Genomic DNA, 23,548 nt, shown 5'->3' on the forward strand with positions numbered 1-23,548 from the left:
ATCGCCAAGGCGCTGCAGACCTACGGCGCCTACGTCGGCGACAACGGCGGCGCCCGGATGGCGTTCATCGCCGAGTACGCGCCCGACTCCGACGCCTACGAGAAAGCCGGACTGTCCGGCGACTACGTCGGCCTCAGGTCGATCCCGTGGAACAAGCTGCGGGTCCTGTCGGACTGGAGCGGCGGCACGCAGCCGACCCCCGCCGACCCCGACTCGTCCTCGTCCTCCGACGACTCCGCCGACACCGAACAGGTGCCGCCGACGACCCCTGCCGCGCCTACGGACTGCGTCCCGGGCAGCGGCGCGGCCGTCGTCCCGGATGCTCCGGCCACGCCTGGCGCGCCCGCGGTCCCTGGGGTGCCGACCGTCCCTGGTGCCCCGGCCGCCCCTGATGCTCCGGCCGCCCCCGGTACTCCGGCCGCCCCTGGCACTCCGGCCGCCCCTGGTACTGGTGCTCCTGCCGTGCCGCCGACGGCGGTGCCGGTGGCCCCACAGACTGTGGTGCCGCAGGCGCAGCCTGTGATGCCGCAGACCGGACCGGTGACGCCGACGACGACCGCTCCGGTGGTACCTGGCGGGGTGCCGGTCGGCTGAGGCCTTCCCTAGTGCACGAACGGCCCTTTCCTGCAGCTCAGTTGCGGGAAAGGGCCGTTCGTGCGTTTCGAGGGTCGCGGCGCCGGCACCGGGTGGGGTGGGGTTGACCCCATGATCACCGCTTCCGGCGCCTGAACGACGAATACGACGCCGATCCGCCAGGAACGACGATCACGCCGGGTCTGGGGTCACCGCGCTGGGTTCGGGCACGTGGTCTCTGCTTCCGGTGTCGGATCACCGGGCCCCTGGGCGACGATCACCCGCGCGCAGCCAGAACCTGGGCCGCAGGAACCCGGTGCCCCCGCGCGCCCGGCAGACTGGGACCGTGGCGGACCGGTGGGTGGAGGTCGGGGACGGCGTGCTGGCCCGGCGGCACGAGGAGCTCGACCTCACCACCGGGCTGGTGGTGGGCGGGGAGCGGGCGCTGGTCGTCGACACCGCAGGCGACGCGGCCCAGGGTGCCCGGTTGTACGCGGCGGTCCGGGAGGTGACGGCGTTGCCGCTGGTCGTCGCGATCACGCACGCGCATTTCGACCACTGTTTCGGCACGGGCGCGTTCCCGCCGGGATCGGTGCATGCGCATCCGCGGTGCCGGGCGGCGATCGGGCGGACCGCGGCGGCGCAGCGCGAGGAATGGACGAGGTACTACCGGGACCGGGGCGAGGACGCGACTGCCGAGACCCTGGCCGCGACCGACCCCCCGCTCCCGGACGCGACCGTCGACCCGGAGCGTGTGCTCGACCTCGGTGACCGCACCGTGACGCTGCTGCACCCGGGACGCGGGCACACCGACCACGACGTCGTCGCCGTCGCCGGGGACGTGGTGGTCGCGGGCGACCTGATCGAGCAGGGCGCTCCGCCGGACTTCGGCGACGCGGTCGTCGCGGACTGGCCGGCGACGGTCACCCGGCTGCTCGCGCTCGGGGTGACGACGTTCGTCCCGGGCCACGGCGACGCGATGTCGCGGCCGGAGGTCGAGGCGCAGCGCGACGGGTTGACGCAGGTCGCCGCCCTGTACGCGGCGGTCGGGCGCGGAGAGCTCGACGCCGCCGGAGCGGAGGCAGGTTCCCCGTTCCCCGGTGTCCGCTGGCCGGGCTGAGCCTCCCCCGAGCGTGTCACCAGCGCCGACCGACCGCTCTGATCACACGCTCGACGGCGACACCGGACCCGAGCGTGTCACCAGCCGCGACCGACCGCTCTGATCACACGCTCGACGGCGACTCCGGACCCGAGCGTGCCACCAGCGCCGACCACCCGCGCCCATCACACACTCCACGGCGACACCGGACCCGAGCGTGTCACCAGCGCCGACCACCCGCGCTGATCACACGCTCGGCGGGGGCGCGCCAGGACCCGGCAGGCGCCCCTTCCGAGGTGCCGATACCGGGCCGCCGGCCCCGGCGCACCCCACGGACTCGTGAGTGGCGATAGTCGCTATAGCGACTATCGCCGCTCACAGGTGGAGGTTGTCGGGGGGTTGCGCCGGCGGGCGACCTCGTCGTCAACTCGTCGCGGGGGCAGTCAGACAGGGGACGGGCATGTGCGGGATCGCCGGTGAGATCCGGTTCGACGGCGGGGGTGCGGACGTCGCGGCCGTCGCGAGGATCACCGACGCGCTGGCGCGGCGCGGCCCGGACGGGCACGGCATCCACGCGGCGGGGCCGGTCGCGCTGGGGCACCGGCGGCTCAAGATCATCGACCTGTCGGAGCGGGCCGCGCAGCCGATGGTCGACCCCGAGCTGGGGCTCGCCGCGGTGTTCAACGGCTGTGTCTACAACTTCCGGGAGCTGCGCGCGGAGCTGGAGGGGCACGGTTACCGCTTCTTCTCCGACTCCGACACCGAGGCCCTGATCAAGGCCTACCACCGGTGGGGCGACCGCTGCGTCGAGCACTTCCACGGCATGTTCGCCTTCGCCGTCCACGAGCGGGACTCGGGAACCGTCGTGTTGGGCCGCGACCGGCTGGGGATCAAGCCGCTGTACCTGGCGGAGCGGCCGGGGCGGGTGCGGTTCGCGTCGTCGTTGCCGGCGCTGCTGGCGGGCGGGGACGTCGACACCTCGGTGGATCCCGTTGCGCTGCACCACTACATGACGTTCCACTCGGTGGTGCCGGCGCCGCGCACGATCCTCACGGGCGTCCGCAAGCTGCCGCCCGCGACGGTGCGCACGATCCTCGCCGACGGCACGACGACCGACCGGGAGTACTGGTCGCCACGCCACGAACGCCGGCCCGCCGACGCGGGGATGACCGCCGCGGACTGGCGTGACGCGCTCCTGGAGTCGCTGCGCACCGCGGTCCGGCGGCGGATGGTGGCCGACGTCCCGGTCGGGGTGCTGCTCTCGGGTGGGCTGGACTCGTCGCTGATCGTGGGGCTGCTCGCGCAGGAGGGCCAGTCCGGGCTGAGGACGTTCAGCATCGGCTTCCACCCCGCGGGGGGCGAGGTGGGCGACGAGTTCCGCTGGTCCGACCGCGTCGTCGCCGAGTTCGGCACCGACCACCGCAGGATTCTCGTCGACCCCGCGCGGATGCTCCCGGCCGTCGACCACACGGTCGCGGCGATGGCCGAGCCGATGGTCAGCCACGACTGTGTCGCGTTCCACCTGCTGTCGGAGGAGGTCACGAAGAGCGTCACGGTGGTGCAGGCCGGCCAGGGCGCCGACGAGGTGCTGGCCGGCTACAACTGGTACCCGCCGCTGGCCGGGGTGCCGCGGGAGCGGGCCGTCGAGGGGTACGCCCGCGTGTTCACCGACCGCCCGCACGCCGACCTGGCGTCGATCCTCGAACCGGAGTGGTTGCTCGGCCACGACCCGAGCCGGTCGTTCATCGCCGACCACTTCCGGAGGGAAGGCGCGACCGACACCCTCGACGCCGCGCTGCGCATCGACTCGACGGTGATGCTCGTCGACGACCCGGTGAAGCGCGTCGACAACATGACGATGGCGTGGGGCCTGGAGGCGCGGGTGCCGTTCCTCGACCACGAGTTCGTCGAGCTGGCCGCGGCGTGCCCGCCGGGGCTGAAGCTGGCCCACGGCGGCAAGGGGGTGCTCAAGGAGGCGGCCCGCGGGGTGGTCCCGGACGCGGTGATCGACAGGCCGAAGGGATACTTCCCGGTACCGGCCATCAGGCACCTCGAGGGGCCGTTCCTGGAGCGGGTCCGCGACGCCGTCACCGACCCGGCGGCGAAGGCGCGGGGCCTGGTCCGGGGCGACTGGCTCGAGGCCATGTTGGCCGACCCGAACACACGGCGCACCAACCTGGGTTCCAACGCGTTGTGGCAGGTGGCGTTGCTGGAGATGTGGCTGCAGGAGAGGGGGGTGTAGATGACGTTGGCGGATCGTCGCCTGGACCGTCTCGTGGCCGATGCCGGCCCTGCCGCGGACGTGTTGCGCGCCGTGTCGTACCGGTCCCCGCGGCCGGGTCCCGACGGGCGGCTGCTGGCGTGGGTCTCCGACCGCGACGGCCGGCCGCGGCTCTACGTCGGCGCCCTCGTCGACGGGTCGGTCGTCGAGCCGCCCGGGTTCGTCCCCACCGATCTCGACGACCCGGACCTCCCGCCGGCGGACGTCGGTGGTGTCGCCTGGTCGCCCGACGGGTCGTGGCTGGCCTGCCAGCTGGCCCCCGGCGGAGGTGAACGCACCCGCGTCCTGCTGGTCTCCCCCGACGGCAGCCGCCGCCACGAGATCGCGCCCGGCGCGGCGGCGGTCGTGCTCGGGTCGTGGTCGCCGAGCGGCTCGCACCTGGGTGTCACGGTGTACGGCGAGGGTCGCGGCGAGGGGCAGGCGTGTCTCGTGGATCTGCGCGACGGCACGTCGACGGTGCTGGCGTCCGGGCCCGCCGCGGTGGTGTGCGCGGTGTCGGGCGACGGGCACCGCGTCGTGGTCCGTCACGGCCGCCGCGGCGACCGCCATCTCGAGCTCGTCGACCTGCGCACCGGCGTCCGCGCCGAGCTCGTCCCCGGCGGCGCGACCGTCGCCGAGGCCCGGTTCGGCGTCACCGGCGGCATGGTCTACCTGCACACCGACGCCGACCGCGACCGGCCGGCGTTGCTCGCGGTGCCTCTGCACGCGGGCCGGCCGGGTATCGCGTCACCGGTCGCGGAGCGCTCCCACGACGATCTCGATCTCGTCGCGCTCGACCCGGCCGGTGCCCGCGCGGTGCTGGTGTGGAACGTCGACGGCCGCAGCGAGGCCGAGATGCTGGACCTGCGCAGCGGGATGTTGTCGCCGCTGCCCGACCCGGCGGGCGACGTCGTCACCGATGCGGCGTTCACCCGCGACGGGCGCGGGCTGGTGCTGGCGAGCGAGGGGCCGACGGTCGCACCGCACCTGTCGCTGGTCCCGCTGGTCGACGGGCTGCCCGGGACCGAGGCGGAGGCGGTTCTGCCGCCCGGGGCCGACGACGCCCCCGACGACGACGTCCTCGTCTCCCCCACCCTGCACGAGTTCCGCGCCGACGACGGCCTGACGTTGACGGGGTGGTTGTTCCGCCCGCGCGGCACGCCGGGTCCGACGCCGACGCTGGTGTGGCTGCACGGCGGGCCCGAGGCGCAGGAGCGGCCCGTCTTCCAGCCGCTGTTCCAGGCGCTGGCGGCGGCCGGGGTCGCGGTGTTCGCGCCCAACGTGCGGGGCTCCGCCGGGTTCGGGCGGGCCTTCTCCCGCGCCGACGACGTGCATCTGCGGTTCGCCGCGATCGACGACGTGCGCGCCGTCGTCGGGTTCCTGTCGCGGTCGGGGCTGGCCGATCCTGCCCGGATCGGTGTCGCGGGCCGCTCCTACGGCGGCTATCTGACGCTGGCCGCGCTGGTCCGGCACCCGGATCTGTTCGGCGTGGGTGTCGACGTGTGCGGGATGGCCGACCTGCACGCCTTCTACGCCGGGACCGAGCCGTGGATCGCCGAGGCCGCGACGAGCAAGTACGGCGATCCCGGCGCCGACGCCGACCTGTTGCGGCAGCTGTCGCCGATCCACCGCATCGACCGGCTCGTCGCCCCGCTGCTGGTGGTGCACGGCCGCCACGACACGAACGTGCCGGTGTCCGAGCCGGAGCGGGTCGTCGCGGCGCTGCGTGAGCGGGGCGTCCCGCACTCGTACCTGGTCTTCGACGACGAGGGACACGAGGTGCACGACCTGGGCAACCGGGCGGTGTTCGTGCGCGAGGTCGTCGGCTGGGTCGGCGGGCACCTCATCGGGGCGTCCACCCGGACGGCGTGAGTCAGCCCGTCTTGGTGAACGACTCGATCTTCTGCGAGCCCGGCCCGCCGGAGATCTCGAACCGGTAGGGCTCGCGGGTGGTGCTGCCGTCGGGGCGCAGGAACACGATCGTCGCCGTGACGGTGTCGGCGTCGACCGCGCGCAGCGTCTCCGCCCACACCTTGCTCAGCCCCGAGTAGAAGCCCTTGAACCGGTCGTACCCGCCGGAGGCGTCCCGCGCCTGGGGGCCGAGCAGGTTCCAGGCGCCGTCGACGTCGCCGGGCAGCATCCCGTAGTACTGCTGCACGAACTCCACCGACGCCATCCCGGAGCCCGGGGTGCTGACGGTCGTCGTCGGCGGGGGCGGGGTGGTGGTCGGTGGGGTGCCGCTGGGTGGGGTCGCCGAGACCGTCGGCGCGCCGCCGAGCGCGCCGGGCTCCTGCCCGCTGCCGGACGACCGCACGAGCCCGATGACGACGCCCGCGCCGACCACGAGGACCGCCAGCACGGCGACGACGGCGATCACCAGGGGCCGACGGCGACGCCCGCCGTCGGACGGACCGGCGCCCGAGGGGCCGGTGGACGCCGGGGGCGCGGGCGGGGCGGTGAGCGTCGGCGTCGCGGCGGGCGGGGCGACCGTGGGCCGTACCGACGGCGCGGCCGGCCGGGTCGCCTCGGGGTCGGCGCTCTCGCCCGTGGCGAACGCGGTGCCCGCGGGCAGACCCGACGGCTCCCGCCCGGCGGCGACGGCCGCGAGGGCTGCCCGGGCCTGGCCGGCGGTGGGCCGGTTCGCGGGGTCGGGCGCCAGCAGCGTCGACAGCACCGGCGCCAGCTCACCCGCGGACGACGGCGGGTGCACCGCACCCGTGGCGACCTTGTGCAGCAACGCGTACGCGTTGTCGTCGAGGCCGAACGGGGGCTGGCCCTCGACGGCGGTGTAGATCGTGGCGCCGAGGGCGAACACGTCGGACGCGGGCGTCGGCTGGCCACCGCGGGCGATCTCGGGCGCCAGGAACGCCGGGGTACCGGCGATCATGCCGGTGCGGGTGAGCTGCACGTCGTCGACCGCGCGGGAGACCCCGAAGTCGGTGATCTTGGCGGTGCCGTTCTCGGCGATCAGCACGTTGCCGGGCTTCACGTCGCGGTGCACGACACCCGCCGCGTGCGCGGCCGCCAGCCCGTCGGCCACCTGTTCCCCGACGGCCGCCGCCTCGCGCGGCACCATCGGGCCCTTCTCCGCCAGCACCGCCGCGAAGGACCGCGACGGCAGGTACTCCATGACCAGCCACGGCCGGTCGTCGTGCACCACGACGTCGAACATGCTGATGACGTGCGCGTGCTGCAGCCGCGCGCCGATCCGGCCCTCGCGCAGGATCCGCTGGCGCGACTCCTCGAGGGTGTCCTCCTCGCCGGGGGACGCGGCCGCGAGGAGCTCCTTGAGCGCGACCGTGCGGTTCAGCAGCTCGTCGGTGCCGCGCCACACCGCACCCATGGCTCCGGCGGCGATCCGCTCGTCGAGCCGGTACCGGTTCCCGATCCGCCGGACGGTGGAGTTCTCGGGGCGGACGTCGGACTCGGGCGGGCTCATCGAACTCCAGCGTGGAGGGTCGCGGTTCGGCTCCCCACGATCCTATCGAGCGACGCCGGGCCGCCCGGGCGGGGATGCACCCCGTCCGGTTCGGCCCGGTTCGTCACGCTCAGCGACGCCGTCCGTCGCCCGGATGCGCCAGTCTCAGCGTTGGATGGCCTTCGTCTCCAGGAACTCCTCGAGACCGTATCGTCCCAGCTCGCGACCGTTGCCCGACTGCTTGTAGCCGCCGAAGGGCGCCATGATGTTGAACGCGCCGCCGTTGACGTCGACCTGTCCCGCCCGGATCCGCCGCGCCACGGCGAGCGCGTGGTCGTCCTCGCCGAACACCGCGCCGGCGAGGCCGTAGACGGTGTCGTTCGCGATCGCGACGGCCTCCTCCTCGTCGCGGTAGGGGATCACCGACAGCACCGGCCCGAAGATCTCCTCCCGGGCGATGACGGCGTCGGGGGCGACGTCGGCGAACACCGTCGGCCGGACGTAGGCGCCCGCCTCCAGGCCCTCGACCTGTCCGGCACCGCCGAACACGACGCGCGCGCCGTCGGCGATGCCGCGCTCGATGTAGCCGTGCACCCGTTGGCGCTGGGTCTCCGACGACATCGGGCCGATCCGCGTGGTCTCCTCGGCGGGGTCGCCGACGGTGTACTTCGCGGCCGCGGCCTCGACCATCTCGAGGATCTCGTCCTGGCGGTCGGCGGGGACGAGCATCCGCGTCCACGCCGTGCAGGTCTGGCCGCCGTTGATCCAGGCGTTGCCCATGCCGAGCTTCACGGCCTTGCCCAGGTCGGCGTCGGGCAGGATCACGTTGGCGGACTTGCCGCCCAGCTCCAGCGCGACGCGCTTCACCGTCTCCGAGGCGACGACCGACACGCGCTTGCCCGCCCGCGTCGAGCCGGTGAACGACACCATGTCGACGTCCGGGTGCCCCGCGATCGCCTCGCCCACGACGGGGCCGGTGCCGTGCACGATGTTGAACGCCCCCGCGGGCAGGCCGGCCTCCGCGGCGACCTCCGCGAGCAGCTGCGCCGTGAGCGGCGCGATCTCCGTCGGCTTCAGCACGACGGTGTTGCCCGCCAGCAGCGCGGGCGCGACCTTCGCGACGATCTGGTGCAGCGGGTAGTTCCAGGGCGTGATCGCCCCGACCACGCCGATCGGCTCCTTCACGACCAGGGAGTTGCCGATCTCCTCCTGCCACGGGAAGTCGGCGGCGAGCTTCGCGAACCCGCGCGAGGACCCGACCGGCATCGTGGCCTGCACCTTGCGCGAGAAGGTGATCGGCGAACCCATCTCGGCGGTGATCGACGACGCGACGTCCTCCGCGCGGGCCTTGAGGCCGTCGGAGATGCGCTGGACGACGGCCGCGCGCTCGGCGACGTCGACGTCCGCCCACTCCCGCTGCACGGCACGAGCCGCGCGCACCGCGCGGTCGACGTCCTCGGCGGTGCCCGCGGGCACCGTGCCGACGACCTCGCTCGTCGCCGGGTTGACGACGTCGATCGTCTCGCCCGTCGCGGCGACAGTCTCTCCTGCGATCCAGTGTCCGGCTGTGTTCAGCGTCGGTGCTGCCATGCGCCCGATCCTCACACGGTTGCCCGGGGTCGTGCCGTGTCGGGCGGGGCCGATCCGCGCCCCGGGGCACGACATCGGTCACAACCGGGGCCGGTCGTTGCGCAGCCGCTCGCCGGTGCGACACGGCGTGCCCGATCAGTACGGTTTGGCAGGATCGTGTGCGTGCAGGTCCTCGACGCCGTCGTGACGGTGCTGCTCTTCGTGGTGTTGCTGGCCTGGGTGTGGATGAGCCTCGCCGTGGGGACCTCGGCCGTGATGCTCTCCGACAGCGGGACGCCGGGGGTGGCCTGGCTCGGGGTCGCGCTGGCGGTGGTCGGCGTCCCCGCCACCGTGATCGCCGCCTACGTGACGGCCGTCGTCCTGGCCCTGCGCACCGACGGCGTCACGTTCCACCTCCCGCTGCTCGCCCTCGTCGTCGGCACCCTCGCCGCCGTCGTGGTGTACGCGCTCGGACTCGGGATCGTCGTGGTCAACGTCCGGGTGTTCGGCACCGACGAGGAGCGGCGTCGCCGTACGGTCCCCACCGAGCCCACCGGACCCACCGCTTCTCCCCCGACGTTCACCTACACCGCTTCGCACCGCATCGACGACGGGTCACTGCACCTCGAGGTCGGGGTCGAGCAGCACACCGGCCGGCGGTACCTGCGGACACCGATGCCGCAGCGCGACGGCGAGTACCGGGAGTACTTCGGCATCGACATCGCGATGTACACGACGTTCGGCGCGGAACCGGACGCGGCCCGCCGCTTCGCCGCGCAGTGCCGGGCCGGACAGCACGCCGATCGCTGGCTCCCGCCCGCCGGGTTCCCCGGGCTGACCCCGATCCCGCGGGACGGCACCCGGCTCGCGCGCAAGCTCGTCACCGTGCTCACCGACCGTCCGACGACCGCGGACGGCGCACCGGTCGGCGGGCTGCCACCCGGCACACCGTTCGTCCGGATCGTCGACGACGCCGTCGACGAACGGGGCGACGTGGGGGTCCGGCTGCCGGGGACCACCGGCGAGGTGGTCCGGATCGCCGCCCACCACCTCGGCCGCGGCTGAGCGCCGTCGTCGGCGTGGTGGCCCACGTCCCCCGGACGGCCGACCGGGTCCGCTCCGAATTCACCCGCGTCGGTGAGGCGGACCGCCCCGCGCGGGAGCAGTCTGGCCGTCGGCCCCGGTCACCGGGGCCGCGCCACCGCGAGGAGGAACTCATGAACATCGCAGACGTCCTCGATGCCAAGGGGCGGACCGTGCACAGTGTGGTGCCCTGGGCGACCGTGGCAGAGGCGGTCGAACGCCTCGAGAAGCACCGGGTCGGAGCGCTGCTCGTCAGCGACGGCGACGGCCGCATCAACGGCATCGTCTCCGAGCGCGACGTGATCCGGGAGCTGGCCCGGCGCGGCACGCGCCTGCTCGCCGCCAACGTGGAGGACATCATGACGCGCAACGTCTCGACCGCGTCCTCCACCGAGTCGCTCACGCACGCCATGGCCCTCATGACCCGCGGCCGCTACCGGCACCTGCCGGTCGTCGACCGCGGGCAGCTGGTCGGGCTGGTGAGCATCGGTGACCTGGTGCAGCACCGGGTGCGCGAGATGGAGCTGCAGACGGGCGTGCTGCGCGACGCCTACCTCGCCGCGCGCTGACACCTCGCCGCGCGCTGACACCTCGCCGCACAGGGAACGGCCCGCCACGCGGGGGTGGCGGGCCGTTCCGGGTGTGCGTGGAGCGTCAGTAGTCGAAGTGCGGGTCGTCGGTGCGGGTGCGCTTGAGCTCGAAGAAGTACGGATACGCGGCCAGCAGCCGGGCGCCGTCGAACACCGATCCCGCCTCCTCCCCCTTCGGGACCCGCGAGATCACCGGGCCGAAGAACGCCACACCGTCGACGTGGATCGTCGGCGTGCCGACGTCCGCGCCCACCGGGTCCATGCCGCGGTGGTGGCTCTCGCGCAGCTCCTCGTCGAACTCGGTGCTGGTGGCCGCCTCCGCCAGCGTCTCCGGCAGGCCCAGCTCCGCCAGCGACTCCTTGATCACGAGGTCGAGGTCCTTGATCTGCTTGTTGTGCAGGCGCTCCCCCATCGCCGTGTACAGCGGGCGCAGGATCTCCTGGCCGTGCTCGCGCGCGGCGGCGATGCACACCCGCACCGGGCCGAAGCCGGGGCCGAGCATCGCCCTGTACTTCTCCGACAGGTCCTCACGCTTCTCGTTGAGGACCGACAGGCTCATGACGTGGAAGTTCACGTCGATGTCGCGGACCTTCTCGACCTCGAGGATCCAGCGCGACGTCAGCCAGGCCCACGGGCACCTCGGGTCGAACCAGACGTCGACTCGCGTCCGTGCGGACTCGGTGCTGCTCACGTTCTCTCCGTTCGTCCTTCTCCGGGTTCGTCGTGGGGGTCCGCGAACGGGCCGGGATGCGGAGCTCTCTGACCTGGACGTGCCTCCCCGACGTTGACAACCCCGGGGTGTCGCGACGTGTTCCCCCCGGCCGGCCGGTCACCACACGGCCCCGCCGGCGCTCACGAAACGTAATCGGCGTCCGATCCGAGTCCAGACGTGAGACACGTTCGGCCGACCGGAGGAACCGATGACGTCGTCGACAACCGAGCGCGCGGCGGGCACACCCGTGCTCGAGGTCGCGCTGAGCTGCCGGCTCTGCGGCTCGACCGATCTGCGGAGTTTCGTCGACCTCGGTGCGACGCCGCCGTGCGAGCTGTTCCTCACCGCCGAGGCGCTGGAACGGGCCGAGGCCACGTTCCCGCTGCACGCGCGGGTGTGCGCCGACTGCCTGCTCGTGCAGCTGCCACCGCTGATCGACCCCGGTGAGACCTTCACCGAGTACGCCTACTTCTCGTCGTTCTCCTCCTCGTGGGTGGAGCACGCGCGACGGTTCGTCGACGCCGCGGTCGAGCGGGCGGGCCTGGGCCCGGACTCGCTCGTCGTCGAGGCCGCCAGCAACGACGGCTACCTCCTGCAGCACGTCGTCGCCCGCGGCATCCGCGCGCTCGGGGTGGAGCCCAGCGTCAACGTCGGCGAGGCCGCGCGCGAGAAGGGCGTCCCGACGCTCACCGCGTTCCTGTCCCCCGGCACCGGGGCCCGGGTCCGGGCCGAGAACGGGCCAGCCGGGCTCGTCGTCGCCAACAACGTGTTCGCCCACATCCCCGACGTCGTCGGGTTCGCCCGTGGCCTGCGGGCGATGGTCGCCGACGACGGCTGGGTGTCGATCGAGGTGCAGCACCTGCTGACGTTGGTGGCGCTGCGCCAGTTCGACACGATCTACCACGAACACTTCCAGTACTACACGGTCGCGACCGCGCAGAAGGCGCTCGCGGCGGGTGGCCTCGACGTCGTCGACGTGGAGCTCGTCCCCACCCACGGCGGCTCGATCCGGCTGTGGGCCCGGCCGTCGGAGCTGGGTGCGGCGCCCGCGCCCGCCGTCGCCGAGGTACTGGCCGCCGAGGCCGCCGCCGGGCTGGACACCGTCGAAGGTCACGCCGGGTTCGCCCACGACGTGTCCCGCATCCGCAACGACCTGATGCGCTTCCTCATCGACGCCGCCGACGCCGGGAAGACCGTCGTCGGCTACGGCGCGCCGGGCAAGGGCAACACGCTGCTCAACTACTGCGGCATCCGGCCCGACCTGCTCGCCTACACCGTCGACCGCAACCCGTACAAGCACGGCCGGTACACCCCCGGCACCCGGATCCCCATCCACGCCCCCGCGCGCATCGAGGCCGACCGCCCCGACTACGTGCTGGTCCTGCCGTGGAACCTGCGCGAGGAGATCACCGCGCAGCTCGCCCCGGTCGTGGGTGCGTGGGGCGGCAAGCTGGTGTTCCCGATCCCGGCGCTCGAGGTCGTCGACCCCGGGGCGCGCACCTGATGCGCGGCCTCGCCCCCGAGACACTCGACGAGCTCGTCCTGCTCGGCGCGCACTGCGACGACATCGCGATCGGGGCGGGCGGGACCGTCCTGTCGCTGTGCCGGTCACGGCCCGGGCTGCGGGTGCGCTCGTTCGTCCTGTCCGGCGCCGGCACCGACCGCGAGGCCGAGGAACGTGCCGCGCTCGCGGCGTTCTGCCCGGACACGGACCTCGCCGTGACCGTCCTCGACGTCCCCGACGGCCGGCTGCCCGCGCACTGGGACCGGGCCAAGGAGGCGCTGGAGGAGTTCCGGCGGACCTGCGAACCCGACCTGGTGCTGTGCACGTCGCGCCACGACGACCACCAGGACCACCGCGGCCTCGCCCGGCTCGCGCCCACCGTCTTCCGCGACCACCTGGTGCTGGGCTACGAGATCCTCAAGGCCGAGCCCGACCTCGCCCAGCCCGCGGTGCTGTGGCCCCTCGACGCCGACGTCGTCGACGAGAAGGTGCGGCTGCTGCACGAGCACTACCCGTCGCAGAAGGCCCGGCACTGGTTCGACGAGGAGACGTTCCGCGGTCTGGCCCGGATCCGCGGCGTCCAGTGCGGGCGCCGCTACGCCGAGGGCTTCCACCCCACCCGGATGATCGTCGGCGCTCCAGGCGCCTGAAAGGGGAACTGCGCGATGCGCGTCCTGCTCACCGGCCACCAGGGCTACCTCGGCACGCTCATGGCCCCGATCCTCACCGACGCGGGCCACGACGTCGTCGGCCTCGACTCGGGCCTCTACGCGACGTCCGTGCTGGGCCCCGCACCGTCCGACCCGCCGGGCATCGCCGTCGACCTGCGCGACGTCGAGGTCGACGCCCTCACCGGGTTCGACGCCGTGGTGCACCTCGCGGCGCTGTCCAACGACCCGCTCGGTTCCCTCGCGCCGCAGCACACCTACGACATCAACCACCACGCCTCGACGCGGCTCGCGCGGCTGGCGAAACAGGCGGGCGTCGGGCGCTTCGTCTACGCGTCGACGTGCTCGGTGTACGGCGCGTCCGGTACCGACGACATCCTCGACGAGAACGCACCCATGCGGCCCGTGACTCCGTACGCGGAGTCGAAGGTCCGCGTCGAGGGCGACCTCGTCGACCTCGCCGACGCCGACTTCGTGCCCGTGTCGCTGCGCAACGCCACCGCGTTCGGGTTCTCGCCACGGCTGCGTGCCGACATCGTCCTCAACAACCTCGTCGGGCACGCCGTCCTGTCCGGGACGATCAAGGTACTCAGCGACGGCACGCCCTGGCGCCCGCTCGTGCACGCCCGCGACATCGCCGGCGCCGTCGTCGCCGCGCTGGCCGCACCGGCCGACGTCGTGCGCGGCGAGGCGTTCAACGTCGGGTCGACCGACAACAACGTGCAGGTCAGCGACATCGCAGCCGAGGTCGCGAAGGTCGTGCCCGAGGCGGAGCTGCTGGTCACCGGCGAGACCGGTGGCGACCCGCGCTCCTACCGCGTCGACTTCACCAAGATCGGCAAGCTGCTGCCCGACTTCCGCGCGGCGTGGTCGGTCGCCGACGGCGCCGCCGAGCTGGCGCAGGCCTACCGGACGCACGGTCTGACCCAGGAGGCGTTCGACCGGCGCTTCACCCGCCTCGCGGTGCTCGCCGACCGCCAGGCCGCCGGAACCCTGGACGCGACCCTGCGCCCGGCATGAACCCCTGTGAGCGGTAATAGTCGCTATAGCGACTATTACCGCTCACAGGGGTCTCGCGGCCGGCCCGGCGCTGCTGACGTCGCTCACGTCGCCGCGACGAGGGCGGCCCAGCTGCCCGCCGCGCGGTCGCGGTCGCTGATCGCCGTGACCGGCAGCGGCCAGGCGATCGCGAGGTCGGGGTCGTCGTGGGCGACCGACACGTCCTCCCCCGGGGCGTGGGGGCGGTCGATGCGGTAGCAGACGTCGGCGACCTCGGTGAGCGCCTGGAACCCGTGCAGCAGCCCGGCGGGGACGTAGAGGTGGTGGAACTCCTCGTCGTCGAGCCGGAACGAGGCGACGGTGCCGAACGTCGGGGAGCCGGGGCGGGCGTCGACGAGCACGTCGTGCACGGCGCCGTGGGCGGCGCGGACGAGCTTCGCCTCACCCTCGCCGCGGCGGCCGTGCATGCCCCGGATCGTGCCGAGCCGCGACCGGGACTGGCTGTCCTGGGCCAGCGGGCCGAGGTCGACCCCGTGGGCCGCGCCGACCGCCGCGTCGAAGGTGCGGGTGAACAGGCCGCGGTCGTCGCGGAACGGGGTCGGTACGAACAGCAGTACGCCTTCGATGGCGCAGGTGCGAACGTCCACGTGGCCACTCTGCTCCACATGTGGAGGGGTAACGCAGTGGGGTCGGACAGCGAGTGACCCGGTGCCGGCCGGGGTCGCCGGCACCCGCTGCGGAAGGACCGGTCCGTGTCGTCGATCGTGTGCCGCTGGTGCGGCGGCGACCGTGGCGAGCTCGTCCTCGACCTGGGCGCCCAGCCCGCGAGCGAGTACTTCCCGCCGATCACCGAACCGGGCCCGGACCCGCTGTTCCCGTTGCGGCTCTGGCTGTGCGCGGGCTGCGGGCTGGCCCAGCTCCCCGACGACGACGAGGTCCCCGAACAGCCGGAGGGCGTCGAGCCGCGGGCCCTCACCGACCAGCGCCGCGACGCCGTGGCCGCCGCCGCGGCGGCCGGTCTGCTGCCGTCGGGCGGGACCGTCGTCGAGGGCCCGACCCCGCACGGCGGGTCGTGGCTGCCGGAGCTGTCCGCGCGCGGCATCCACCCCGCCGGGCCGGGCGTCCGTGCGGACGTGGTCGTCGACGGGTCGTTCGGGCTGATGCACGCCCGCGACCAGGCCGCGGCACTCGACGGGCTGCTGGCGCGCCTCGCCGACGACGGCGTCTTCCTCTTCCAGTTCCACACGTTCGCCGCGATCCTGCGCCACGGGCAGTGGAATGCGGTGCGGCACGGCCACTTCGCCTACTACTCGGCGCCGACGGCCGTCGCGATGCTCGCCGGGCGTGGGCTCACCGTCACCGACGCGTGGACCTTCCCCCTGTACGGCGGCACGGTGCTGCTGGCCGCCCGGCGCGGGGGCGCCGCGGGGCCGTCGGTCGGCGAGGTCGTCGACGCCGAGCTGGCCGGTGGGGTGCACGACCCGGTCCGGGCGGCGGCGCTGCAGGAGTCGGTGGGCACGTCGGCGACGGCGCTGCGCGAGACGGTGGACGCCGCGGTCGCCTGCGGGGGCCGGGTCATGGGCTACAGCGCGGCCTCGCGGGCGGTGGCGTTGCTGCACATGGCCGGGGTCGGGCCCGACACCCTGACCGCCGTCGCCGACGCCTCCCCCGCCAAGCACGGCTGCCGGATGCCGGGGTCGGGGATCCCGGTGGTCCCGCCCGCCGACCTCCTGGTCGCGGAGCCGGGGGTGGTGGTGCTGTTCGTCCCCGACCTGATGGACGAGGTACGCCGCGCCCTGCCGGAGGTCGAGGCCGCGGGCGGACGCTGGGTGGCCGCGGGCGCCACGGTCTGACCGGGTAACGGGGGTCACCTCCGCGGCGGGATCGCGCGCGACGCGGCGTCCGTTCCGTGATTGGATCGCACCCGTCGCAACCGCCCCCCGGAGGAGTTCCGAGAACGCATGGCCCCGCCCAACCTGACCCGTGCCGACGCCGAGCTGCGCGCAGCCGCGATCGAGGTCGACTCCTACACCGTCGACCTCGACCTCACCGACGGCGCGGGCGCCCCGGGCGAGACGACCTTCGCGACGACGACGACGGTCCGGTTCCGCGGGGTGACGCCCGGGTCGTCGAGCTGGATCGACTTCGTCGGCGACTCGGTCGAGTCGGCCACGCTCAACGGCACGGCGCTCGACGTCTCGGGCTACCGGGAGGACGACGGGATCGCGCTGCCCGACCTGGCGGCCGACAACGAGCTGACGGTCGTCGCCACCGGCCGGTACATGAACACCGGTGAGGGCCTGCACCGCTTCGTCGACCCGGTCGACGACGGCGTGTACCTCTACTCCCAGTTCGAGACGGCCGACGCGAAGCGCCTGTTCGCCTGCTTCGACCAGCCGGACCTCAAGGCGCGCTACACGATCACGGTGACGGCGCCGCAGAGCTGGAAGGTCGTCTCCAACGCCGCGGCCGACAGCGTCGAGGGGGGTGTGCACCGGTTCGCGACGACGGAGGTCATGTCGACCTACCTGGTCGCGCTGATCGCGGGCCCGTACGCGGTGTGGACCGATGTCTACTCCGACGGCGACGGCCCCGACATCCCGCTGGGCATCTACTGCCGGGCGTCGCTGGCCGAGCACATGGACGCCGAGCGGATGTTCACCGAGACCAAGCAGGGTTTCGGCTTCTACCACCGCAACTTCGGGGTGCGCTACCCGTTCGGCAAGTACGACCAGCTGTTCGTGCCGGAGTTCAACGCGGGCGCGATGGAGAACGCGGGCGCGGTGACGTTCCTGGAGGACTACGTCTTCCGGTCGCGGGTGACGCGGTTCCTCTACGAGCGCCGCGCTGAGACGATCCTGCACGAGATGGCGCACATGTGGTTCGGCGACCTCGTGACCATGCGCTGGTGGGACGACCTGTGGCTCAACGAGTCGTTCGCGACGTGGGCGTCGGTGATCTGCCAGGCCGAGGCGACGGAGTACACGAACGCGTGGACGACGTTCGCGAACGTCGAGAAGTCGTGGGCCTACCGGCAGGACCAGCTGCCCTCGACGCACCCGGTCGCCGCCGACATCCCCGACCTGCAGGCCGTCGAGGTCAACTTCGACGGGATCACCTACGCCAAGGGCGCGTCGGTGCTCAAGCAGCTGGTCTCCTACGTGGGGCAGGACGCGTTCATGACGGGCCTGCGGGCCTACTTCGAGGCGCACGCGTGGGGCAACGCGACGTTCGGCGACCTGCTGGGCGCGCTGGAGAAGGCGTCGGGTCGCGACCTGTCCGACTGGGGCGCGCAGTGGCTGCGCACGACCGGGCTGAACATGCTGCGCCCGTCGTTCGACGTCGACGAGCACGGCCGGATCGTGCGTTTCGAGGTCGTGCAGGGCGGTGCCCGCCCGGGTGCGGGTGAGCTGCGCACGCACCGCATCGCCGTCGGTGTCTACGACGACGAGCCGCAGGCCGGCGACGCGAAGGGCAGCCCGCGGCTGGTGCGCACGCACCGCGTCGAGGTCGACGTCACGGGCGAGCGGACCCCGGTCCCGGATCTGATCGGGGTGCCGCGCGGCAAGCTCGTCCTGGTCAACGACGACGACCTCACCTACTGCGCGCTGCGGCTGGACCCGGACTCGCTGACGGTGCTGGTCGACCGCATCGGCGACATCGCCGAGCCGCTGCCGCGGACGCTGTGCTGGTCGGCGGCGTGGGAGATGACGCGGGAGGCCGAGCTGAAGGCCCGCGACTTCGTCTCGCTCGTGGCGGGCGGGTTCGGCGCGGAGACCGAGATCGGCGTCGTGCAGCGGCTGCTGATGCAGGCGCAGACGTCGGTCGCGTCCTACGCCGACGAGACCTGGGCGGCCGAGCGCGGCTGGCCGCTGCTCGTCGATGCGCTGCGGTTCCGCCTCGACACGGCCCCGCCCGGGTCGGACGCGCAGCTGTCGGTGGTCAACTCGCTCGCGGCGTGCGTCCTCGACGACGCGACGCTGGAGCGGTTCCGGGGCTGGCTGCTCGACGTCGACGTGCCGAACGGGCTCAGCGTCGACACCGACATGCGGTGGCGGCTGCTGCAGGCGCTGTCGGCGCACGGCAAGGCCACCGACGCCGAGATCGACGCCGAGCTGGAGCGCGACCCGACGTCGACGGGGCGCCGGCAGGCGGAGCGGGCCCGGGCCCTCGTGCCCACCGCGGAGGCCAAGGCCACCGCGTGGGAGCGCGCCGTCCACGACGACGACCTCCCCAACGCCGTCAACGAGGCGATCATCGGCGGCTTCTCCCACCCCGGCCAGCGGCCGCTGCTCGCGCCGTACGTGGAGCGCTACTTCGCCGAGGTCGCCGACGTGTGGGAGCGGCGCACGTCGGAGCGGGCGCAGTCGGTCGTGCTGGGGCTGTTCCCGTCGTGGGCCGTCGAGAAGTCGACGGTCGACGCCGCCGACGCGTGGCTGGCCGACGAGTCGCACCCGCCGGCGCTGCGCCGGCTGGTGTCCGAGGGCCGCGCCGGGATCGTCCGGGCCCTGGCTGCCCGCGAGTTCGACCGGTCGTGACGGGGGCGGAACGGCTGCGGTCCGAGGCGCGGGAGGCCGTCACCACCCTGCGCTGGGACCGTGTCGTCCTGCCCCGCCCGTTGAACGTGATCGCGGTCGTCGTGATCGTGCCGGCGCTGGTCGTGCTCGTCGTGGGCGCGGTGCTGGTCGCGGGCCACGACTACGGCAGCGCGCTCGACGAGCGGATCGAGGAGTCGCTCGGCGCGGTCCGGGCCGGCCGGGCGGGTTTCTTCCCGGTGGTCATCGCGCTGGGCAACGTGGCGTCGATGGTCGTGCTGGTCGTGGTGGTGACGGCGGTGTGTCTGGCGGTGGGGCGGCCACGGATCGCGCTGCTGGCGCTGTTCGGGCCGGCCCTGACCGGGGTGCTGACGTCGATCGTGCTCAAGCCGGTCGTGGGGCGCACACTCGACGGCGCCGACTCCTACCCGAGCGGCCACACCGGCGCTGCGACGGCGTTGACGCTGGTCGTGGCGCTGCTGCTGGCGTCGGCGGTGCGGGCGACGGCGGCGCGGATCGTGATCGTCGTCGTCCTCCCGTCAGTGGTGGCGGCGACGATGGCGACCGCACTGGTCGTGCAGAACGTGCACTACCCGACCGACACCGTCGGGGGCGCGTGCACGGCGCTGGTCGCGGTGCTCACCGTGGCACTGGTGATCGACCGGACCGCCGGCCAGGTCCTCGCCCGGCGCGCCGGGAACGCGGCCTGACGCCGGTCAGGCCGCCCGCGCCACCGCGGGACGCCGGATGCCGGTGACGAACGCGCCCCAGGGCAGCCGCTCGATCTCCGTGTCCCTGACCGCCGAGCGCAGCTCGCCGCCCGTGCAGCGCACGATCGTGCGGATCCGACGGGGAACGATGTGCGTGACCGGTCGGCGTGTCGGACCCGAGTGTGACCTGCACCCCATCGGGTTCACCGTCCGTGATCTCCTAGCGTCGCGCCGTGCGCATCGCAACCATCGGCGGGGGCCCCGGCGGGCTGTTCTTCTCCATCCTCGCCGCGCAGCTGCCCCGGGTCGACGAGGTCACCGTCGTCGAGCGGTCGCCCGAGGGTGTCACCTACGGGTGGGGCGTCGTCTTCTGGGACGAGCTGCTCGACGACCTCGCCGCCGCCGACGCCCCGACCGCCCGTGCCCTGCGCGACGTCGCCTTCACCTGGCACGACCAGGTGATCGGTGTCGCGGGCGGCGAACCGGTCAACCTCGGCGGGCACGGTCACAGCACCGGCCGTGCGCAGCTGCGTGAGCTGCTCACCGCGCGCGCCCGCGAGGTCGGCGTCGACGTGCGGTTCGGCGCGGAGCTCGACCCGGCGACGCTCGCCGGCTACGACGTCGTCGTCGGTGCCGACGGGGTGGGCAGCGCCGTGCGCGCGGCCGGGAACTTCGGCACCACCGTCACCCCGGGCGACAACCGCTACGTGTGGCTGGGCACGAGCACGGTGTTCGACTCGTTCACGTTCCCGTTCGTCGAGTCCGCGCACGGCTGGCTGTGGGCGCACGCCTACGGCTACGCCCCCGGGGCCAGCACGTTCGTCGTCGAGACCACCGCGGCCACCCACGCGGCGCTCGGCCTCGACACGATGCCCACCGCCGACGCGCTCGCCCTCGTCGGCGAGCTGTTCGCGGCGCAGCTCGACGGGCACCCGTTGCACGCGCCGCAGGGCACCGGCGAGACGCTGCCGTGGCTGCGGTTCCGCACGGTGCGCAACGAGCGCTGGTACGACGGGAACGTCGCGCTGCTCGGCGACGCCGCGCACACCACGCACTTCACCATCGGCTCCGGCACCCGGCTGGCGCTGGAGGACGCCATCGCGCTGGCCGCCGAGCTCGGCCGCCACGACACCGTCACCGCCGCGCTCGCCGCCTACGGGCTGCGCCGCACGTCGGAGATCGCGCCGCTGGTCACCGAGGCCCGCGGCAGCGCCCGCTGGTTCGAGGACGTCCCGCGCCACATCGCCCACCCGGCTCCCGACTTCGCGCGGCTGCTCATCAACCGCCGCCGGCCGATCGTGCGCCGGCTCCCGGGCGCCTACCTCGGCTACGGCCGGCTCCGCCGCGCCGCCGCGGCGGCCCCCGTCGCCCGCCCGGCCCGTGCGGCGCTGCGCGCGTTGCGCAGTCGTCACGGCTGATCGGCCGCCCGACCGCTCAACCGTTCGACGCATCGGCTCAGCCGTCGGACGACGCCGCGTGCGAGCTGCGACCGTCCCGGTAACGCCGGGTGCAGCACCTCGCGAACCTGAGCCGTCCGCGCTCGCGAGACCGAGGAGTTCCGGCTTGTCGTTCCACCAGCCGTCGTCAGGGCCGTCGACGACACCGCCCCCCACCGTGGACGTCCGGTGACCGCCGCGCTCGTGGCCTCACCGGGCACCTCCGTCCTCGCCGACGACGCGCTGCTCGCCGAGTGGGACGACCTCGCCGACCGCGTCGGGGCCGGCCCCTTCCAGCGTCCCGGCTGGTACCGGGCGTGGTGGTCGGCGTTCGGCACCAGCTCGGTGCGGCTCGTGCAGGTCCGCCGCGAGGGCCGCCTCGCCGGGGTGCTGCCGGTGACGCGCCGCTGGGGCCGGGTCACGACGCTCGACAACTGGCACAGCTTCCTGTGCGGCCCGCTCGCCGAGGACGCGGCGACGCGGTCGTCGCTGGTCGACCGCGCGATCAGCGCCGCCGGGCTGTCGGCCGACCTCGGGCACCTCGGCAGCGACGACGCCGAGCACGTCGCCGCGCTCGCCGCCGACCGCGGCTGCCGGGTGCGCCGCTCGATGATCCAGCGCTCGCCGTACGTGCCGCTCGACGGGACGTTCGACGCCTACCGCAGCGGTCTGAGCTCCAAGTTCGTCGGCCGCATCCGGTCGCGGCGGCGCAAGCTGGAGCAGTCGGGCGAGCTGCGCCTGGTGGTGCACACCGCACCGGACGAGGTCGAGCCCGCGCTGCGCGAGCTGCTGCGCATCGAGAACCTCGGCTGGAAGGCCGAGCAGGGGTCGTCGATCCTCGCCCAGGCCTCGACACACCGCTTCTACCGCTCGGTCGCCGGCTGGGCGGCCACGGCGGGCCTGCTGGAGCTGTCGCTGCTGACGCTCGGGGGCCGCGCGATCGCCGGCGAGCTGGCGCTGGTCGACGGACAGTCGCACTACGGCCTGAAGATGGGCATCGACCCCGGGTTCCGCGCGGCGGGCCCCGGTTTCATCCTCGCCCACGACCTGATCGAACGGTCCTTCTCCCAGGGGCTCGCGACGTTCGAGTTCATGGGGTCGGCGTCGGAGGACAAGATGCGCTGGACCGGTGAGACCCGGTGCATCGAGCAGGTCCGGCTCTTCCCGCCGACCGTCGGCGGACGCGCCGCGCGGCTGGCAGGTCTCGGCGAGACGGCGGGGCGGCGGGCCGGCACGGTCGCGGGCCGGCTGGCCGACCGCCCGGTGCGGGCCATCGGTGCCGTCGTGAGCAGGGGATCCCGGTCCGGGGACAGGACCCCGCAAACGGGTGCCGACGGGCCGGGTCCCGCGCCCTCGTAGGCTCGCCGCGTGCGCGCAATCGTCACCGGCGGTGCCGGGTTCATCGGGTCCAACCTCGTCGACGGGCTCGTCGCCGCAGGCGACGAGGTGCTCGTCCTCGACGACCTCAGCCACGGCTCGGAGGCCAACCTCGCCGCGGCGTTCGCCGCCGGGACCCGGCTGGAGCAGGTCGACGTGCGCGACGGCGCGGCCGTCACCAAGGCCGTCACCGCCTTCGCCCCCGAAGTCGTGTTCCACCTGGCCGCGCAGATCGACGTGCGCGTCTCCATGCGCGAACCCGCCCTCGACGCGACCACCAACGTCGTCGGGTCGGTCAACGTGCTGGCCGCCGCGGCGGAGGCCGGGGTGCGGCGCGTGATCAACACCTCCACCGGGGGCGCGATCTACGGCGAGACCACGACGGTGCCGACGCCGGAGACCGAGCCCGCGCAGCCGCTGTCGGCCTACGGGCTGTCCAAGCGCACCGCCGAGGAGTACGCCGCCTGGTTCCGGGCCGCGCACGGCCTCGACACCGTGACGCTGCGCTACGGCAACGTGTACGGGCCCCGGCAGGACCCGGCGGGCGACGCGGGCGTCATCGCGATCTTCTGCGACCGCGTGCTCACCGGCCGCCGCCCCACCGTGTTCGGCGACGGCGCGCAGACGCGCGACTACGTGTTCGTGGGCGACATCGTCGCCGCCAACCTCGCCGCCGCCCGCGCCGAGGCGCCCGGGTTCGACCGCTACAACGTCGGCACCGGCACCGAGGTGAGCGTGCTGGAGCTGGTCGAGGCCGTCGGGACCGCGGCCGGGCTCGCGCCTGGGACGTTCGCCGCCGAACTCGCCGAGGCCCGCCACGGCGAGGTGCAGCGCAGCTGCCTCGACGTCACCCGCGCCCGCACCGACCTGGGCCTCGGGGCCCCGACACCGCTCGCCGACGGCCTGCGCGCCACCCTCGACTGGGTGCGGACGGTCACACCGGGCGCCTGAGCCCCGTCACTCACGCGGGGGCACACGCGCGGATGCGCGTGGTGATCTCCGTGACCGCGCCGCG

18 protein-coding genes and 1 pseudogene are annotated in these 23,548 nt (G+C 73.8%); 15 read left to right on the forward strand and 4 right to left on the reverse strand.

The genetic code is table 11. The annotated features are described in order from the left end of the window. From PSU4_RS31470 to PSU4_RS21905, 4 genes and pseudogenes are all read left to right on the forward strand, one after another. Positions 1-594 (forward strand): annotated as a pseudogene (locus tag PSU4_RS31470) (hypothetical protein); the annotation flags it as partial. Between the two features lie 325 nt (positions 595-919). After that, entirely contained in the window at positions 920-1,693 is a 774-nt protein-coding gene (locus tag PSU4_RS21895; protein ID WP_147111638.1) for an MBL fold metallo-hydrolase, read from the forward strand. Positions 1,694-2,132: 439 nt separating this feature from the next. Then, positions 2,133-3,914, forward strand: a complete 1,782-nt coding sequence (locus tag PSU4_RS21900; protein WP_147111641.1) for an N-acetylglutaminylglutamine amidotransferase — start codon at positions 2,133-2,135, stop codon at positions 3,912-3,914. Further along, entirely contained in the window at positions 3,915-5,804 is a 1,890-nt protein-coding gene (locus tag PSU4_RS21905) for a S9 family peptidase (protein ID WP_147111644.1), read from the forward strand. A 1-nt stretch (position 5,805) separates the two neighbouring features. Here PSU4_RS21905 and PSU4_RS21910 read toward each other — a convergent pair whose 3' ends face one another. Then, on the reverse strand, positions 5,806-7,371 hold the full coding sequence (locus PSU4_RS21910) for a serine/threonine-protein kinase (protein ID WP_147111647.1): 1,566 nt from the start codon (positions 7,369-7,371) through the stop codon (positions 5,806-5,808). 144 nt (positions 7,372-7,515) lie between these two features. After that, positions 7,516-8,940 (reverse strand): aldehyde dehydrogenase family protein, encoded by a 1,425-nt coding sequence (locus PSU4_RS21915; protein ID WP_147111650.1) that lies wholly within the window; start codon positions 8,938-8,940, stop codon positions 7,516-7,518. Positions 8,941-9,102: 162 nt separating this feature from the next. Here PSU4_RS21915 and PSU4_RS21920 point away from each other — a divergent pair, with 162 nt between their 5' ends. Together PSU4_RS21920 and PSU4_RS21925 are read left to right on the forward strand one after the other, a co-directional pair. Further along, positions 9,103-9,984, forward strand: a complete 882-nt coding sequence (locus PSU4_RS21920) for a DUF7161 family protein (RefSeq protein WP_147111653.1) — start codon at positions 9,103-9,105, stop codon at positions 9,982-9,984. 152 nt (positions 9,985-10,136) lie between these two features. Continuing rightward, positions 10,137-10,571, forward strand: a complete 435-nt coding sequence (locus PSU4_RS21925) for a CBS domain-containing protein (RefSeq protein ID WP_147111656.1) — start codon at positions 10,137-10,139, stop codon at positions 10,569-10,571. A gap of 85 nt (positions 10,572-10,656) precedes the next feature. On the opposite strand, the gene PSU4_RS21930 is transcribed toward PSU4_RS21925, so the two are convergent. Next, positions 10,657-11,283, reverse strand: a complete 627-nt coding sequence (locus tag PSU4_RS21930; protein ID WP_147111658.1) for a mycothiol-dependent nitroreductase Rv2466c family protein — start codon at positions 11,281-11,283, stop codon at positions 10,657-10,659. 229 nt (positions 11,284-11,512) lie between these two features. Between PSU4_RS21930 and PSU4_RS21935 the strand changes: the two genes are divergently transcribed. From PSU4_RS21935 to PSU4_RS21945, 3 genes are read left to right on the forward strand one after another with little or no spacing between them, the layout of a single operon-like run. Then, positions 11,513-12,808: a class I SAM-dependent methyltransferase gene (locus PSU4_RS21935; protein WP_147111661.1), complete on the forward strand. Its 1,296-nt coding sequence runs from the start codon at positions 11,513-11,515 to the stop codon at positions 12,806-12,808. Beyond that, a complete protein-coding gene (locus tag PSU4_RS21940) occupies positions 12,808-13,458 on the forward strand; it encodes a PIG-L deacetylase family protein (RefSeq protein ID WP_147111664.1) in 651 nt (216 codons plus the stop codon). Before PSU4_RS21935 ends, PSU4_RS21940 begins: the two co-directional genes overlap by 1 nt. A gap of 15 nt (positions 13,459-13,473) precedes the next feature. After that, the gene (locus tag PSU4_RS21945; protein WP_147111666.1) at positions 13,474-14,496 is read left to right on the forward strand and encodes an NAD-dependent epimerase/dehydratase family protein; all 1,023 of its coding nucleotides are present in this window, start codon (positions 13,474-13,476) and stop codon (positions 14,494-14,496) included. Between the two features lie 83 nt (positions 14,497-14,579). Here the strand turns inward: PSU4_RS21945 and PSU4_RS21950 are convergent, their stop codons facing one another. Then, positions 14,580-15,122 (reverse strand): dTDP-4-dehydrorhamnose 3,5-epimerase family protein, encoded by a 543-nt coding sequence (locus PSU4_RS21950; protein WP_147111669.1) that lies wholly within the window; start codon positions 15,120-15,122, stop codon positions 14,580-14,582. A 105-nt stretch (positions 15,123-15,227) separates the two neighbouring features. On the opposite strand from PSU4_RS21950, the gene PSU4_RS21955 reads away from it, so the two are divergent. The 6 genes from PSU4_RS21955 (at position 15,228) to PSU4_RS21980 (ending at position 23,484) form a co-directional block, all read left to right on the forward strand. After that, complete coding sequence (locus PSU4_RS21955; RefSeq protein ID WP_147111671.1) at positions 15,228-16,328, forward strand: class I SAM-dependent methyltransferase; 1,101 nt, start codon at positions 15,228-15,230, stop codon at positions 16,326-16,328. A 108-nt stretch (positions 16,329-16,436) separates the two neighbouring features. Next, positions 16,437-19,013, forward strand: a complete 2,577-nt coding sequence (pepN, locus tag PSU4_RS21960) for an aminopeptidase N (protein ID WP_147111674.1) — start codon at positions 16,437-16,439, stop codon at positions 19,011-19,013. Continuing rightward, the gene (locus PSU4_RS21965) at positions 19,010-19,720 is read left to right on the forward strand and encodes a phosphatase PAP2 family protein (RefSeq protein ID WP_147111677.1); all 711 of its coding nucleotides are present in this window, start codon (positions 19,010-19,012) and stop codon (positions 19,718-19,720) included. Before pepN ends, PSU4_RS21965 begins: the two co-directional genes overlap by 4 nt. 233 nt (positions 19,721-19,953) lie before the next feature. Continuing rightward, positions 19,954-21,138 (forward strand): FAD-dependent monooxygenase, encoded by a 1,185-nt coding sequence (locus PSU4_RS21970; protein WP_147111680.1) that lies wholly within the window; start codon positions 19,954-19,956, stop codon positions 21,136-21,138. Positions 21,139-21,345: 207 nt separating this feature from the next. After that, positions 21,346-22,515 (forward strand): GNAT family N-acetyltransferase, encoded by a 1,170-nt coding sequence (locus PSU4_RS21975; protein ID WP_147111682.1) that lies wholly within the window; start codon positions 21,346-21,348, stop codon positions 22,513-22,515. A gap of 9 nt (positions 22,516-22,524) precedes the next feature. Next, positions 22,525-23,484 carry an NAD-dependent epimerase/dehydratase family protein gene (locus tag PSU4_RS21980; RefSeq protein WP_147111685.1) on the forward strand — a complete coding sequence of 320 codons (960 nt, stop codon included), beginning with the start codon at positions 22,525-22,527 and terminating at the stop codon, positions 23,482-23,484. The last annotated feature ends 64 nt before the right edge of the window (positions 23,485-23,548 follow it).

It is taken from the genome of Pseudonocardia sulfidoxydans NBRC 16205, from assembly GCF_007989085.1.
GTDB lineage: Bacteria > Actinomycetota > Actinomycetes > Mycobacteriales > Pseudonocardiaceae > Pseudonocardia > Pseudonocardia sulfidoxydans.

What these genes read in the sequence shown, in the direction of transcription:
- PSU4_RS21925 (WP_147111656.1), top strand. Translation starts at nt 10,137, where the DNA reads ATGAACATCGCAGACGTCCTCGATGCCAAGGGGCGGACCGTGCACAGT.
- PSU4_RS21915 (WP_147111650.1), bottom strand. Translation starts at nt 8,940, where the DNA reads ATGGCAGCACCGACGCTGAACACAGCCGGACACTGGATCGCAGGAGAG.
- pepN (WP_147111674.1), top strand. Translation starts at nt 16,437, where the DNA reads ATGGCCCCGCCCAACCTGACCCGTGCCGACGCCGAGCTGCGCGCAGCC.
- PSU4_RS21905 (WP_147111644.1), top strand. Translation starts at nt 3,915, where the DNA reads ATGACGTTGGCGGATCGTCGCCTGGACCGTCTCGTGGCCGATGCCGGC.
- PSU4_RS21900 (WP_147111641.1), top strand. Translation starts at nt 2,133, where the DNA reads ATGTGCGGGATCGCCGGTGAGATCCGGTTCGACGGCGGGGGTGCGGAC.
- PSU4_RS21940 (WP_147111664.1), top strand. Translation starts at nt 12,808, where the DNA reads ATGCGCGGCCTCGCCCCCGAGACACTCGACGAGCTCGTCCTGCTCGGC.
- PSU4_RS21935 (WP_147111661.1), top strand. Translation starts at nt 11,513, where the DNA reads ATGACGTCGTCGACAACCGAGCGCGCGGCGGGCACACCCGTGCTCGAG.
- PSU4_RS21945 (WP_147111666.1), top strand. Translation starts at nt 13,474, where the DNA reads ATGCGCGTCCTGCTCACCGGCCACCAGGGCTACCTCGGCACGCTCATG.
- PSU4_RS21910 (WP_147111647.1), bottom strand. Translation starts at nt 7,371, where the DNA reads ATGAGCCCGCCCGAGTCCGACGTCCGCCCCGAGAACTCCACCGTCCGG.